Below are 15295 nucleotides of genomic sequence, written 5' to 3'. Positions count from 1 at the left end.
CAATCGAAAGGGGAGGGGGATCCGGACGTTTTTTCTCACCGGACGGCGTCTCACCGGACGGCGCGCTGCGGTTCTCCCTCCCGCTCACCCCTTCTGCGCGATCAGATCCTCTGGGCGCCCAGTTCCTCGAACACCGCCTCGATGCGGTCGACGGACCGGGCGACGGTGAAGTCGCGGGCGCGGTCGCGGCCGGACAGGGCCATGCGCAGCCAGGCGGCGCGGTCCCTGACCAGGCTGCGCAGGCAGCCGGCGAGCGCCTCGTGGTCTTCCGCCTTGAACAGCAGGCCGTCGACGCCGTCGCGCAGCACCTCGCCGCTGCCGCCGGTGCCGCTGCCGATCACGGTCAGGCCGGCGGCCATCGCCTCCACCTGCGAGATGCCGAAGGGTTCCTGGAAGACGCTGGGGAAGACCAGGACGTTGCAGCGGGCGAACAGGTCGGACAGGCCGCGGCGGTCGAGGAAGCCGGTGAAGCGCACCTTGCCGGCCATGCCCTGGCGCTCCACGAAGTCGCGGCAGCGGGCCGCGAGGTCGGCGTCCGGCGCCTCCCCGGCGAAGGTGCAGTCGAAGTCGATGCCCTCGCGGTGCAGGATCGCAAGCGCGTTGACCAGCGTCTGCGGCCCCTTGTAGTTGACGAACAGGCTGGCGAAGGCGATGCGCAGCCGGTCGGTCGTCGGCATCACCGCGCGGTGGAAGTAATCGACGCGGGCGCCGGGATGGATCACCGTGGCGGGCAGGCCGTAGCCGCCGGCGGCCAGCCGCTCCGATACCCAGCCGCTGGCCGGCCCGGCACGGTAAAGGGGGGAGCGGGGTGCCGCCGGCGGCGCGTAGCCGGGATGCTGGTTGCCCAGGCAATGCAGCACCGGCACGCCCATCTGCCGGGTCAGCGGGTCGAGGAACTCGCTCGCCAGCATGTCGAGGTTACCGACCAGACAGGCGTCGGCACGGAAGTCGCGGGCGGTCTCCAGCACGCGGCTGATGTTGGTGCGGATCAGGGCGGCACAATGGGCCGGGTCGTCGTGGGTGAAGGCGCGCCCGTCCTTCCAATATCCATAGAGGGTCAGCGAACGGTCGACATGCCCCTCGATGTCCTCGGTCCCGGCCATGCCCGGCCGGGTCAGGTCGGGCACGTCGGCGGTCAGCACCTTCACCGTATGGCCGCGGCGGATCAGCTCGGCCGAGAACTCCCACAGCTTGCGGCCGTAGCCGCCGAACTCCTGCGGCGGAAACAGGTTGGTGACCACCAGGATGCGGCGGGGCCGCCCGGTCGAGGGAACCGTCGCCTGCCGGAACAGCACGCGGTAACGCTCCAGCGCCGGATGGTCGGCCTCGTTGGAAAGCGCATCGGCGCCCAGGTCGGGAGCCGGATCGGGCAGGCCGGCAAGCCGGGCGGCCCGCCGGGCCTCAGCAAGATAGACGGCAGCCTCCGCCCGCCGGCCGCTGGCCGCGCACAGGCGGGCCAGTCCGATGAGCGCGTCCGGCTGCTGGCGGTCCAGTGCTGCGCAGCGCAGCAGGAAGCGCTCCGTCAGGGCGGCGTCGCCCAGCCGGTTGGCGAGCTGCGCCACCCCCATCATCTGGTCGGCAGTCCGCAGCAGCGGCTCCAGCGCCGCGAGGCGCGCACGCTTCAGCTCCGGCGTCAGCGCCGCCGCGAGGGCCGGATCGGACAGCGAGCGGGCGGCATAGCGCAGGGCATCGGCGCATTGGAACAGGATGCCGCCGGGCTCGGTCGGCACGAAGCCCCAGTCGGCCAGATGGGCGGCCGCTGCGGCATGGCCACGCGACGACAGGGTGGGACAGAGGACAGAGGCGCCGGGCAGCCGGACCATCCACCGGTCGGTCTCCGCCTTGTCGAGCCAGGGGAGCAGCGTCACCGCCTCGTCCCGCACCCGGTCGGGGGACGGCGGCAGCGGCAGCGCCACCGGTTCGGGTATCCCGTCCGGGGCTGCGAAGGCCACGCGGGGCAGGTCGCGGGCCATGGCGCGCAGGTCGGCGGCGAAGCCGTCTTCACCCCCGCCCCGATCCCCACCGGTATGCCCCCCGCCACCATGAACGGTCAGCCGCGACGCCGTCAGCTGCAGCAGCTGCAGCGCCTCGTAGGCGGCGAGGCGGCGCTGGAACCCTATGCCACGCACCGGCAGCGCCCTCAGGCCGCGCCGTTCGGAGCGCAGCTCCAGCGCCGGATCCACACGGTCGTCGAACACGGCGGCGAAGAACTGGGCACGTTTGACCTGCGGGCTGTGGAATTCCAGCAGATGCGCCTGCCCGGCCCGGCGGATCGCCATCGCCTCGTCCGGGTGGTCGAGATAATGGCGCGCCAGTTCCACCAGCTCGTCCGGCGAGCGGTATGTCGCGAGATGGCGGCCGGGGGTGAAGCAGCGCTCCAGCCCGGCGTCCGGCGAGAGCGCGTCGGTGAGCAGGAAGCCGCCGGCCCCCAGCGCTTCGAAGACGCGCAGGTTGAGGTCGCCGTTCAGCGAGCAGTTCAGCGTGACGCGCGAGGCGGCATAGACGTCGGCCGCCCTCTCCGGCTTGGCCCGCATGCCCACCAGCGGCAATCCCGCCGCGTTCAGCCGGTCAAGCACATGGCGCCGCCAGGGGTGGAAGGCGCCGATCTGCCCGACGAAGGTGAGGTCGAACCGGAACTCCGCCGGGGGGTCCGCCAGGATGTCGCGTCGGCGCAACGCATAATCGACCGCCGGGATCCAATAGACCCGCTCGAACCCCGCCTCCAGGAAGGCGTGGGCATGCTGGCGGGTATGGTCGAGCATCACCGCGTCGAAGCTCTCCATCGCGCCATAGGCCAGCAGCGTGCGCAGCGGACCGGCGAAATGATGGGTATCGCCGACCAGCAGAAGCTTGGTTCCGGGAATCCGGTCCAGCCCACGGGGAAGGTTGCGCCGGGTGGCGTCGGCCTTCACCACGATCAGTTCCGGCCGCTGGTGCGCCGGCAGCCGGGCGACGACCGCCGCCAGATCATATTCGCCGTGCGGTGTGTTCAGCGAGGAGAAGCCGTCGCCCGTCTCGACCGTCGGGCAGTCGGGGCCGCAGAACACCTCCCGGTCGGAGAACAGCGGCCGGCGGTAATAGTCGGGCGGTGCCAGACAGCAGAAGAGGGTGACGGGATCGGGCAGGTTCGCATTGGGCATGATGGGACCGGTCACAGCGCGTCCAGCTCCCGCAGAAGGTCGATCAGGCGGCGGGTGGCGGCCTGCCAGCTGAAATGCTCCAGCAGGTGTGCCTGTGCCGGGCGGCGGGTGCCGTCGGGATCGTCGATGACCGCGCGCAGCAGCCGGGCGGCCTCGCCCTCGTCGGGGCTCCACCAGTCCTGGCCGGCATAGGCGGTGATGCCGGGCGTGACGGGGCTGGGGATCATGTGCGCCACCCGGTCGTCGAGATAGGCATGGTAGGCGCTGTGATCGGGCGCCAGCAGGGTCAGGCCCATGGCGCCGGCCTGCGCCATCGGCAGATCCCAGCCCTCGCCGTGCGACATGCTCCAGTAATGGGTCGAGGCGGCATGCAGCCCCATCATGTCCGCGTCGGACAGCTTGCCTTCCACCAGGAAGACCGGGGCCGCCTGGGCCAGCGTCCGGCCGATCTGTGCCGACACCCGCGTCAGCAGGTCGCGCATGCCGTCGGAAACCCCGCCGCCCTTGCCGACCTTCAGCAGCAGGGCCGCGGAATCCTCCGCCCGCGTCGTGCCCAGCCAGACCCGCAGTAGCCCGTCCAGGTTCTTGCGGTCGTTGAAGTCGGAGACGTTCAGGACGCGCACCCGGTAATCGGACAGGCGGCGGCCGGCGCTGTCGACGATGGCCGAGGGGGGGATGCTGCCGGCCTCCACCGCGTCGACGCCGGCGGGGCTGACATGGACGCGGTCCGGCGGATGGCCGGCACGCAGCCACGCCTCGCGCGAGGACCCGGTGGCGACGACGACATGGTCGTGGCGCCGGCTCTGCGCCGCCCACAGGGGCGGAATGTCGAGAGCCTCGAACATGGTGTAATTGATGGTCTTCAGGCCGGGAACGACCTCCACCGCCGGCGGGGTGGTGATGGTCAGCACCGCCTTTGCCCGCACCGGCCGGTCGAGCGTGAACAGCAGCGGATCGATCTGGTCGTCGGGAAGATTGTCGGTGCCGGCATAGTTCAGGTCGACCAGCCGGACCCGGATTCCCGCCTCCACCAGCCCCCGGACGAAGCGGCGGACGGCGAAGGCATAGCCGCTGCTGTCACGGAACACCCCGCGCACCACCAGCCCAGGCGGCAGGGTCCGATCCTCCGCATCCTCGCGCAGGTCGCGGGCGGTGGCACGGCGCTCCAGCGCACGGCGCTGCCGGTCGTCCGGGGTCCCGCTGCCCACCCCCAAGGCGGCGGAGCGGCGAAGAAGCCGGCCCGCCTCGGCCAACCGCCCGCAGACGAGCGCCTCATTGGCCAGACGCGACAGGGAGATGTCGGATGCCGGGTCCAGTTCCAGACTGCGCCGGAAATGCGCGGCGGCCTCGTCGGGTTTCCCGAGTTGCTGCAGGGTGAGGGCGCGATTGAGAAGCGCCGCCGAATGCATCGGCTCCAGCAGCAGCGCGCGCGCCATCAACAGCGCGCCGTCCGCCGTCCTGCCGTCGCGGCGGACCAGCAGGCCGAGCAGGTGCAGGGCATCCGGCTGGGCCGGCTCGAACGCCAGGACGGAACGGTAAAGCGCCGCCGCACGGCCGGCCTCCGCGCCATGATGCAGGCCGACGGCCTTCTGCAGGATGTCTTGGATCGAGGTCATGTCAGGGCTGGCATCCTGGGGAGGAACGGGTGCTGGCGAAGCGGCCCGCCAAGTCCGGGATTTGGATCTCGGGGCCTGGATCGGGCCTGGGACGATCGGGGTTGGAGGGGGCGGGGTTGGAGCGGTCGGGGTTGGAGCGGTCGGGGTTGGGGCGGTCGGGGTTGGGGCGGTCGGGGTTGGGGCCGGGAAGATCGGTGAAATCTTGAGGCTTTGCAACGAGGCAACTTGACCCCTCGCGGGCAAGGGTGCAAGTGAGGTCCGCCCATACGGGGTACCTCTTCGGCAGAATCCTTCGGAACCGCCATGTCCATCCGGATCGAAACCATAGCCGGACAGCAGCTGTCCCTGCCCGATGCCGTGCGGCAGGCGCTCGACTACTGCAATTCCGGATGGCTCGACATCAGCGCCGCCATCTGCGACCGCATCCTGGCGGCCGTTCCGGAAAACCCCGAGGCGCTGCTGGTCAAGGGCATCGCCGCCTACAAGGCCCGCGACCCGGCGGCGGCGGTGCCGATCCTGAGCCTCGCGCTGCGCCGGAACCCGGCCTCCCCCGACACCGCCTATCACTTGGGCATGGCCCTGCTGCTGTCCGGGGATCTGGACCGGGCGGAGCTGGCCTTCAGGAGCGCCATGGGCGCGCGGTCCGACTATGCCGAGGCGATGACCGGGCTTGCCGAGGTGCGCAAGGCGAAGGGAGACGCAGACGGCGTCTATGGGCTGCTGGAACGGGCCGTGGAGTTGAAGAACAACCACTCCCCGGCCTACATCGCCTATTCGCTGATGCGGTTCGACCGGTCGCTGCCGCCGGACGCCCGATGGAACCGGCGGCGGGAGGTGCGGGGCGACCGCCCCTGGCTCAGCATGGCCTCGCTCGGCAATTACGGCCGCTTCGCCCAGACGGTGAACGAGTATGTCGCCGTCCGCCTCTATGCCGAGTCCTACGGCATGGAGTTCCTGACCCCCGACTGGGTCGGCCATGCCTTCTTCGACCTCGACGACCCTCGGCTCGATCCGGCGATCCTGCCGGAATTCCAGGGCTGGCTGCGCTGCCGCAGGGAGTTCGCCGACGGCTTCGCGGAACGGGTGGCCGATCCGCTCCGCGACCGCGACCTGTTCCTGGGCGGCTCGCCGGTCGACGCGATGCTGAAGGCGCGGCGGGCCGACATTCTGTCCTGGCTGACGCCGCGCTCCTGCTGGGACCGCTTTTTGGAGCCGCCGGTGGAGATGCTGCGCCGCTGCGGCCGCACCCTGGTCGCCGTGCACATCCGCCAGACCGACTGGTGGAACCAGGACTACACACCGCTGTCGCTCTATCTCGACTGGCTGGACGGGCTGTGGCCGACGCTGGAGGATCCGGTGCTGTTCGTCGCCACCGACGAGCCGAAGGTGGTGCCGGAATTCGCCCGCTTCTCCCCGGTGACGAAGGACGATTTCCCGGTCCGCTGGGAGGGGCTCGACTATCTGCAGGACTTCCATGTCCTGACCCGGTCCGACATCCTGGCGATCAGCACCGGTTCCTTCGCCGCCACCGCCGCGGCCCTGAACCCGTCCCCGCACCTGCTGCTACGCCCAGCCCCCGGCAACGCCGCCCTGGAAAGGTTCGATCCCTGGAGGTAGGGAGAACGGCGGGAGCGCCTCAGTCCTCTCCCGCTTCCCGCGGCTTGCCATCGCCACCCGCTCCCCCGGCGGCGCGCGCCGGGCTGCGCATCGGGTTCTTCGGATCGAGCAGGCCCAGCCGCTGCAGGATCTGGGCGAAGCTTTCGGTCAGCATGGTGATGCGGTCGCTGATCTCCGCGATCTCGCGGGCGGAGATGACCGGGGCGTTGGCGGAAACGCGGCCATGGGCGCGGTAGTTCAGGCGGATGGCGACATCGTCGGTTTCTCCCTGGATCCAGGAGCCGTGTAGGATCTTGTTGCGCTCCCGCCCCAGCTCCAGAGCCTCGTCGCAGCGGGCGATCAGCGCCTTCGCCTCGTCGGCGGGCAGGCGCAGGGTGGCGATGGTCTTCAGCGCGTCGAAGCGGGCCTTGACCTGCATGTTGGAGGCGATGGGAAGGAAATCGGTATGGTCGGTGCCGAGAAGGCGCGAGATGCACAGCGAAACCATGTCCTCGAGCTGGGCCCAGGACACGGCGATCATGCCGATCGCGCAATACATCTTCACGCTGAGGGGGCCCAGTCGGACCGTTCGCGTTGTCATGGACCAGTTCCGCCATCCACTCTCCCGCTTTCGGGAGCATCGATGGAAAATAAGCTTTCCATCCGGTGCGGCAAAGCGGTCATTGCATGGCGCCCGGTTGACAGGCAACGGTGATCCGTAGGATGCACTGCGCACCGGAATGGAGACCGTCCAGGCCGTCTCCGGCCCCGGCACTCCTCATGCCCGCCCCATATCGTCCGCCTCAGCACAAAGGTGTTCCACCCATGGTTTCCCAGGACCCGGCTTCCCAGGACTCCGCCGCCGCCCTGCACGGCTGCCTCACCGCCGCCATCGATGTCCTGCGGCGCACCATGGACAGCCTGGATCCCGCCCGGGTCGAGGCGGCGATCGCCGCCGTCACCGCGGCGCTCGGCGCCAACAAGGCTCTGCTGGTCTGCGGCAACGGCGGCTCGGCGTCGGACGCCATGCACATCACCGGCGAGCTGGTCGGCCGCTTCCTGAAGGAGCGCCGCGGGCTGAAGGCGATCTGCCTCAGCTCCAACCCGGCGGTGCTGACCGCCTGGAGCAACGACTATTCCTACGACACCGTCTTCTCCCGCCAGACCGAGGCCTATGGCGAGCCTGGCGGCGTCATCCTCGGCATCTCCACCAGCGGCAACTCGCGCAACGTCATCGCCGCCTTCGAGGTGGCGAAGAGCCTGGGCATGACCACCATCGCACTGACCGGCGAGGGCGGCGGCAAGATGGCGGGGTTGAGCGACATCCTGCTCGACGTGCCCTCGCGCTCCACCCCGCTGATCCAGCAGGTCCATATCTGCCTGTACCATTATCTGTGCGAACAGGTCGAAGCCCGACTGGCCTGATGTCCCTGCCCGCCGTTCCCTCCTCCACCCTGCCGTCTTCCGCTCCTCCGTCTTCCGGAGAGGCCCTGAAGCGCCGCGCGCTCGACGCCTTCATGGCCGGACGGCTGGAGGAGGCCGCGTCGCTCTACCGCGAGTTGCTGGCGGAGGAGGGCATGGCGGCCGACCTGTGGAACAACCTGGGCTTCGTCCTGACCGAACTCGGCCGGCCGGCCGAGGGGATGGCGGCTCTGCGCCGCGCCCTGGTCCTCAGGCCGGATTACGCCAAGCCCTGGGTCGGGCTGGGCGGCGACGCCTATAGCAATGACCGGCTGGACGAGACGGTGCGCCTGTGGAGCCGGGCGATCCAGACCGACCCGAACCAGGAAGCCAACCTTTGGTTCAACCTGGGCGTGGTCCGGCAGATGCGCGGCGAGGCCGCCGCCGCCGCCCTGTGCTTCGGCCAGGCCGAAAGGCTGGCGCCCGGCGATCCGCGCATCGCCAGCCAGCGGCTGCTCTGCCTGAACTACCTCGAGCTTCCCGGCGACCGGCTGCTGGCCGAACACCGCCGCTTCGACGAGCGCTTCGGCCGTCCAGCCGCGGCGCCGGCAGCGCATGCCAACCGGCCCGCCCCGGAGAGGCGGCTGCGCATCGGCTACCTGTCGGTCGAGTTCCGCGAGCATCTGGGCGCCTATTTCCTCACCCCCCTGTTCGAGGCCGCCGACCGCAGCCGTTTCGAGATCGTCTGCTATTCGATCCTGCCGGACACCCATGCCGACGCCTACACCGCCCGCTTCAAGGCGCAGGCCGACGGCTGGCGCACGGTGGGCCATCTGGACGATGCCGCCCTCGCCGAGCTGATCCGGACCGACGGCATCGACATCCTGGTCGACCTCGCCGGCCATTCCGGGCTGAACCGGCTGCCGATGCTGGCCCACCGACCGGCGCCGGTGCAGGTGACGTGGCTGGGCTATCCCAACGGCACCGGCATGGAGACGGTCGGCTACCGCATCGTCGACCCGGTCAGCGACCCGGTCGGATCGACCGACGGCCATGCGGTGGAGATGCTGGTGCGGCTGCCGCCGCCCTTCCTGTGCTTCCGCCCGCCGACCAATGCGCCGGCGGTGGTGCCGCTGCCGGCCGGGGCGACCGGGCAGGTCACCTTCGGCTCCTTCAACAAGCTGTCCAAGATCACCGACCACACGGTCCGGCTGTGGGCGGAGGTGCTGAGGCGGGTGCCTGACTCGCGCCTCCTGCTGAAGGACCGGCCGCTGTCCGATCCGGGCACCGCCGCCGGGCTCCGGGCGCGCTTCGCCGCCGCCGGCATCGCCCCGGACCGGCTCGACCTCGTCGGCTTCATCAAGGACGCGGCGGGCCATCTCGCCGCCTACAACCGGATCGACATCGCGCTGGATCCGCATCCCTACAACGGCACCATCACCACCTGCGACACGCTGTGGATGGGGGCGCCGCTGGTCACGCTGGCGGGGGGACGGCACGCCGCCCGCGTCGGCGCCAGCCTGATGGCCTCCATCGGCCTGCCGGAGCTGGTCGCCGCCACCCCCGACCGCTATGCCGCCATCGCCGCCGAGCTGGCCGGCGACCTCGGCCGGCTGATGCGGCTGCGGATGGGCATGCGCGAGCGGGTCCGGACCTCGGCGCTGTGCGACGAGGCGCGCTTCATGCGCAACCTGGAGAGCGCCTACCGGCTGATGTGGCGCCGCTGGTGCCAGGAGCAATCTGGCGGGCAATGCGGTGGACAGCCCACCGCCTGAACCGGCACGTCTCCCGGCGTCCTATCCCGGCGGCCGGCGGCCCAGCCGCTCGAAAAGCCGGTCGAGCGCCGGATCGCGCAGGCCGGCGCGTTGCAGGGTGGTCGCCCCATGCAGGGCATCGTCGTTCCGTCCGGCGAGGAAGCAGCGCAGGGCCTCGTCGAACAGCGGCTGCGGCGCCAGGGCGTTGGGGCCGGTCACCAGCCGCCGCTTGAGGGCGGCATCCTCCATCGCGGGGGCGTAGCCGTCGCCGCATTCCGCAATCAGGGCGTCCACGGCGTCCCCGCAATGGCGCCGGCACCAGGACAGATATTCCTCGTAGCTCGCCCGCAGGATCCACAGCCAGGACAGCCGCATCTCATCCGCACTGTTGACCCACTCCAGCGACGGCTTCAGCGTGCGCACGCCGAAACGCCGGACATCCAGGCAGACGAAGTTTCCCGCCACCGCCCGTTCGGTCAACTCCGCCAGAGCCGGGCCGTTGGCGAGCGAATTCGGCATCGGCACCTCGTGCTGCCGGCGGTGCAGGGCGGAGGCCACCAGTTGCTGTTCCGGCACCAGCACCCGGACCTCCCGCTCCTCGCGCGGCATGTCGAGCAGCGCCTGGCGCGACGGATGGCGCTCGGCCTCCCACAGCAGCCGCATGTCCTCCGTCCGGCCGAAGGAGCAGAAATCCTGCACGAACATGGCGAAGGAGCGCTGCGGACAGCGGACGTTGGTGGTGACGATGCGTTCGCCGAACATCCGCATCGGCGCCGGGATGTCCCGGAACAGCGCCGGATAGGCCAGGAAGCCCGCATGCTCCAGCACCATGTCGGTGCGCAGCTTCAGCGCATAGGGGCGATCGGCCAGCCGCAGGCCGGCCAGCGTGGAGTCCGCCTGCCGGTTGAAGTTGGAGGAGGCGGTCGCGGTGCGATACTCGATGTCCGGATGCAGGAGGCCGCGCAGGTCGACCGCACCAGGATCCGCGTTCAGCAGGACGGTATCCGCGTCTACGGCATGGGCCGGAAAGTCGGGGCCCCCCTTCCACACCGACAGGACGACCTGCGCGCCCGGCAGATGCGCACGCACGCTGGCCAATGCCTGGGGGGTCTGGTCCGGGTTCCAGGGCCCCTGGACCACCACCGAAACGTCGCGGGGGGCGATCATGCGGCGAAGCTCTTGCTGACAGGACGGACGTTGCCGACCGGGACCGGCAGCACCCGCAGCCCCTCGGCGATCACGCCGTTCATCGCCGGGCAGAGGAACAGCGCCCCCTTGTAGGCCAGCCTGTCGGCATGCTCCAGAGAATGGGCGGCGGCGCGCAGGAACAGGGCGGTGTCGCGGAACAGGTAGGTGCCGGCCGAGGCGTGGGAGGAGATCACCCGCTTCTCCGCCGTGCGGACCACCGAGCCGTCGGCGTCGATCTCGGCATAGCTGTAGCAGGGCTCGTCCGACGGGAAGCAGGGCAGGACGCCACCGACCGCCGGATCGGCGAACAGCCCGGCCATCGCCGGACCGTCATAGAGGATGTCCACCAGATCGACGCAGACCGGCGCCGCCGGGCGGGACAGCAGGGCCGTTCCGGCCAGGGCGGACAGCAGGGCGCCGCCGGTCAGGTCGGACAGGAGCAGGGCGCGAGAGCCGGGAAACCAGCCTTGAAGAAAGCCCTGCACGGTCCGCGCCTCTGGAACGTCGCGCAGGACGAACACCAGATCGGCGGGGCCGAGCGTTCCGTCGCGCCACCAGGGGCGGCCGGTGATCGCCCGGCGGACCAGCGGTTCGCCTTCCACCTCGACCAGCGGGCGGATGCCGAAGCGGGGATGGATGAAGTCCGGCCCGGCCAGCGGGATGATGGCGTTCACGGGATGCAGACCTCATCCACACCGGGGCCGCGGGCCAGATAACGCTCAAGATCCTCCGGCGTGCCGAGGCCATGCATGGCGCCGGCGGGGATCTCGAAGACGCCGATCCGCGCCCCGGCGGCGATGGCGTAGTTGTAGACCGGGCAGGTGTAGAACTCGCCGTTGGTCCGGTCGTTGCGGGCGATCATGTCGACGGCGGCGTCGATGAAGATCCGTCCGGTGCGGAAATGGTAGATGCCCACCGTCGCCAGATCGGAGATCGCCACCTTTTCCCGCACCTCGCGGACCAGACCGTCCTCGCCCGGCCGGGCGAACGACCATTTCGGGTCGCGGTTCCTGTCGCGGAACACCAGGATGGAGCCGTCCAGCCCGCGGCGCACGGCATCGTCGATGTAGGAGCCGCAGTCGAAATCGACGATCTGGTCGCAGTTGGCGATCAGCAGCGGCTCGTCGCCGTCGATCAGCCCGCGGGCGAGCAGGACGGTGCAGGCGGTGCCCTCCGTCTCCAGATCGACCGGGCACAGCACCACGTCCGGCCGCGCCTCCAGCTGGGCGGCGAGGTCCGGCTCCGCCTCGAAATGCTCGCGCCGGCCCATCAGGATGTAGCGGGCACCGGGGATCGCCAGATTGTCGAGCACCCGCTCGATCATCGTGCGCCCCGCGACGTCGATGAAGGGTTTGGGCTTGGCATAGCCGACGCGGGCGAAGCGGCTGCCGCGTCCGGCCATCGGGATCAGCACGTTGAGCCGCTTCGGCCCCGTGGCGGCTCCGGCGCTGCCGGCGAGGCGGCGGCCCTGCAGCAGCCGCTCGTACTGCGGGATCAGCGTGGGCGCGTAGAAGCTGTGGTAACGGTCGGCGGAAATCGGGCAATGCCCGACCCGGCGTCCGGTCAGCACCAGCTCGTTCAGGGTGGGGGCGATGTAGAAGGCGCCGTCGATCTGCACGTCGTGGCGGATCGTGTCCATCGCCGCCTCGACGAACAGCCGGCCGGCGGCGAAATAGTAGAAGCCGGCGATGGCATGGCGGCTGATAACGCGCTTTTCCGCCGCCTCCACCACCAGCCCGTCATCGCCAGTGCGGATGTAGGAATAGCGGGGATGGACGGAATCGAAGGTGATCACCGCCGCGTCCAGCCGCTGCCGCCGGAAGCGCTCCACCACCGCGGCGATGTCGGCCTCGATCACCTGGTCGCCGTTGGTGACGATCAGCTCCCCGTCTGTCTCGATATGCTCGATCGCCATCAGGCAGGAGCAGACCGCCCCCCTGGTCAGGGCGCGGAGCGGAATGACCACCGCCTCCGGGCCGGCGATCTGGCGCAGGACATCGTTCAGGTTGAAGCGGCGGCAGTCCTCTTCCTTGACGATGAAGATGAAGCGGGCGTCCGGGAAGCAGCCGCGCAGCGGCGCCACCACCTGTTCGATCATCGGCCGCCCGTCGATCTCGACCAGCGGCTTGGGGAAATGGAACTCGTCGGCGGAGAAATAGCGGTCGGGGGCCGCCAGCGGGATCAGGATGTTCACGGCGTCTCTCCCTGGGCGCGGGCGATGTGCCGGCGGATGCGGTCGTAGGTGACGTCGTACACGTCCCCGACCTCCATCACATGGGCGCCGCTGGCCCTGGCCGCGCGGATGCCATGCTCGTTGTCCTCGACGATCAGGCATTCCTGCGGCGACAGGCCCATCCGCTGCATCGCCGTCAGATAGATCTCCGGGTGCGGCTTGGCCTGCGCCACGTCCTCGTTGGACAGGTAGAACTCGAAATAGGGCAGCAGCGCCGCCTGTCCGAGCATCACCGCCACCGTGTTGCGGATGGAGTTGGAGCAGGCAGCCTGCCGATAGCCTTCCGCCTGCAGGCGCGACAGCGCGTACTGGTGGGGAAAGAAGGGGCGGCAGCGCGAATAGGCCAGCTCGATGGTGCGGCGCTGCTTCATCTCGTTGATGAAGCCGTGCAGCCGGACCGGCAGCTGCCGGCTGGCGCTCAGCATCTCCAGCTTGCGGCGGGTCGGCAGGCCGTCATAGAGCGCCAGATGCTCGTCGCGCTTGATCTCCATGCCGAACAGGGCGAGCGCCTCGTTCAGCGCTTCGTAATGCCAGTCCTTGGCATCGATCAGCACGCCGTCCATGTCGTAGAGGACGGCCTTGATCCGGGACGGGGCCGGCATCCCGGTGGGCGTTCCGACAGGCGTTTCAGGGAGCATCGAAGAACTCGCGCGCCTTGTCGGGGAAGTCTGTGCAGAGGGCCAACATGCAGGGTTCAGCCCGGGTCGCAACCGCCTTCCAGCTTTCCCACGCGGCGGCATGGGGGCGTCCGTGCAGTTCGGGCGAGACGAGGGCGACGCGCTTGCCCGCGGCCAAATGCCGCTCGATCACGGCGGCGTCGATCCAGTCGCTCTCGAAGGCGTCGAGCCAGACGCCGGCTGCCCGCTCGTAGAAGGACGGCTCCCGCTCATATTCGCTCTGCCGGGTGTAGGCGACGGCGCCGCGGCGCAGATAGAGGATGCCGTCGGGCACCGCCATGTCGAACACGAACCAGTCGTCAACGCCATGGCGCGCCAGGGCGTCGAGCAGCGGCCCCTGGAGGCCGTCGGCCTTGATGTTGAGCGCCAGCGTTCCGGCCTGAGACGCATAACGCCCGTATAGATCCAGCAGTTCGTCGACCGTCATCAGGCTGTCGCCTACCGGCGGATCATGGCTGACGACCAGCCCTCCGTTCCGGTCGCGGATGTCGGTCTCGATGCCGAAGCCTTCGCGGAACGCCCGCTCAAGCGCCTCCCGGCTGTTCTTTTCGGCCGGTTCCGTCCAGAACCCGCGGTGCGCCAGTATCGCGATCATGTCTTCCGAGGCCGCCAATATGCCGTCCGCATCGACGGTGCCCATGTTTGACATAAACCGGCGGACGGCGACAAGCGGACAGCGTCGCGCGCCGGCACAGGACAAGCGAAACGGGCGGCCCGGCTTGACAAGCCCGCCCCACGGCTTCTACCGATAGCCGCCATACTGCCCGCATGCTCCCGCCCTGCCCCGCCCACAACACCGGACCGCCGCGATGAGCGAAGCGCCGCCCCCTTCCGCCGCTCCCGACACCGCCTCCGCGGTGCACAGCGGGTCCGCCGACCGCTTCGGCTACGAGTGGGGCCGCTATGCCGAACTGAAGGACATCTACGAGGAGCAGTTCCGCCGCTGGACGCCCTTCCTGAAACCGGAGGACTGGCGCGGCCTGAGCTTCGTCGATGTCGGCTGCGGCATGGGGCGCAACAGCCACTGGCCGATGAGCTATGGGGCGGCCGGCGGTCTGGCCATCGACATCGACGAGCGCAGCCTGGCCTCGGCCCGCGCCACCCTGGCGCCGCACCCGGCCATGGAGGTGCGCCGCCAGAGCGCCTATGAGCTGAACGAGGTGGAGCGCTTCGACCTCGCCTTCTCCATCGGTGTCATCCACCATCTGGCGCATCCGGAGACGGCGCTTGCCAACATGGTGCGCGCGGTCAAGCCCGGCGGCCGGGTGATGATCTGGGTCTATGGCCGCGAGAACAACGGCTGGATCGTCCGCTTCGCCGACCCGCTGCGCAAGGCGCTGTTCAGCCTCCTGCCGATCGGGCTGGTCCATGCGCTGTCCCTGCCGCCGACCGTGCTATTGTGGCTGGCTCTGCGGCTGGGGCTGGACCGGCTGGAATATTTCCGCCTGATCCGCCGTTTCGACTTCGCGCATCTGCGCTCCATCGTCTTCGACCAGATGCTGCCGAAGATCGCCAACTACTGGCGCCGCGACGAGGTGGAGGCGCTGATGAAGGGCGCCGGTCTGGAAGAGGTGCGGCTCGCCTGGGTCAACGAGATCTCCTGGGCGGCCATCGGTCGGAAGCCTCAGGGGTAAGGCTGCGGAAGCGGGAAGGACAGCCCTTTATTGCCGCCTGCCGGGCTCTTGGGGTA

The 15295-nt window shown here is 69.8% G+C and carries 12 protein-coding genes; 4 read left to right on the top strand and 8 right to left on the bottom strand.

Features of this window, described 5'->3' with window-relative positions; translation table 11 throughout:
* Positions 1-101: 101 nt before the first annotated feature.
* Positions 102-3155 (bottom strand): glycosyltransferase family protein, encoded by a 3054-nt coding sequence (locus AL072_RS31905; RefSeq protein ID WP_045585457.1) that lies wholly within the window; start codon positions 3153-3155, stop codon positions 102-104.
* Positions 3152-4756, bottom strand: coding sequence for a tetratricopeptide repeat protein (locus AL072_RS31900; protein ID WP_052710401.1), 1605 nt, complete (start codon positions 4754-4756; stop codon positions 3152-3154). Before AL072_RS31900 ends, AL072_RS31905 begins: the two co-directional genes overlap by 4 nt.
* Positions 4757-5059: 303 nt before the next feature.
* Between AL072_RS31900 and AL072_RS31895 the strand changes: the two genes are divergently transcribed.
* Entirely contained in the window at positions 5060-6373 is a 1314-nt protein-coding gene (locus AL072_RS31895) for a tetratricopeptide repeat protein (RefSeq protein ID WP_052710400.1), read from the top strand.
* A 19-nt stretch (positions 6374-6392) separates the two neighbouring features.
* Here AL072_RS31895 and AL072_RS31890 read toward each other — a convergent pair whose 3' ends face one another.
* Positions 6393-6953, bottom strand: a complete 561-nt coding sequence (locus tag AL072_RS31890) for a hypothetical protein (RefSeq protein WP_045585456.1) — start codon at positions 6951-6953, stop codon at positions 6393-6395.
* Between the two features lie 224 nt (positions 6954-7177).
* Here AL072_RS31890 and AL072_RS31885 point away from each other — a divergent pair, with 224 nt between their 5' ends.
* A complete protein-coding gene (locus AL072_RS31885) occupies positions 7178-7777 on the top strand; it encodes a D-sedoheptulose-7-phosphate isomerase (RefSeq protein ID WP_052710399.1) in 600 nt (199 codons plus the stop codon).
* Entirely contained in the window at positions 7777-9528 is a 1752-nt protein-coding gene (locus AL072_RS31880; protein WP_052710398.1) for an O-linked N-acetylglucosamine transferase, SPINDLY family protein, read from the top strand. Before AL072_RS31885 ends, AL072_RS31880 begins: the two co-directional genes overlap by 1 nt.
* Before the next feature lie 21 nt (positions 9529-9549).
* On the opposite strand, the gene AL072_RS31875 is transcribed toward AL072_RS31880, so the two are convergent.
* The 5 genes from AL072_RS31875 to AL072_RS31855 are packed head-to-tail and all read right to left on the bottom strand — an operon-like array spanning position 9550 to position 14200.
* Positions 9550-10674, bottom strand: coding sequence for a WavE lipopolysaccharide synthesis family protein (locus AL072_RS31875; RefSeq protein ID WP_045585455.1), 1125 nt, complete (start codon positions 10672-10674; stop codon positions 9550-9552).
* Positions 10671-11369: a glycosyltransferase family protein gene (locus tag AL072_RS31870; RefSeq protein ID WP_045585454.1), complete on the bottom strand. Its 699-nt coding sequence runs from the start codon at positions 11367-11369 to the stop codon at positions 10671-10673. The genes AL072_RS31875 and AL072_RS31870 overlap by 4 nt, the downstream gene beginning before the upstream one ends.
* A complete protein-coding gene (locus AL072_RS31865; RefSeq protein ID WP_045585453.1) occupies positions 11366-12889 on the bottom strand; it encodes a glycosyltransferase family 2 protein in 1524 nt (507 codons plus the stop codon). Before AL072_RS31865 ends, AL072_RS31870 begins: the two co-directional genes overlap by 4 nt.
* Positions 12886-13530 carry an HAD family hydrolase gene (locus AL072_RS31860; RefSeq protein ID WP_014189898.1) on the bottom strand — a complete coding sequence of 215 codons (645 nt, stop codon included), beginning with the start codon at positions 13528-13530 and terminating at the stop codon, positions 12886-12888. Before AL072_RS31860 ends, AL072_RS31865 begins: the two co-directional genes overlap by 4 nt.
* Positions 13531-13555: 25 nt before the next feature.
* Positions 13556-14200 (bottom strand): PI-PLC domain-containing protein, encoded by a 645-nt coding sequence (locus AL072_RS31855; protein ID WP_245637105.1) that lies wholly within the window; start codon positions 14198-14200, stop codon positions 13556-13558.
* Between the two features lie 214 nt (positions 14201-14414).
* On the opposite strand from AL072_RS31855, the gene AL072_RS31850 reads away from it, so the two are divergent.
* On the top strand, positions 14415-15239 hold the full coding sequence (locus AL072_RS31850; protein ID WP_045585452.1) for a class I SAM-dependent methyltransferase: 825 nt from the start codon (positions 14415-14417) through the stop codon (positions 15237-15239).
* The last annotated feature ends 56 nt before the right edge of the window (positions 15240-15295 follow it).

This window comes from Azospirillum thiophilum (assembly GCF_001305595.1).
In the GTDB taxonomy this organism is placed as follows: Bacteria; Pseudomonadota; Alphaproteobacteria; order Azospirillales; family Azospirillaceae; genus Azospirillum; species Azospirillum thiophilum.
Note: the sequence above shows the minus strand (reverse complement) of the source record. Positions and strands in the feature narration are given on the sequence as shown.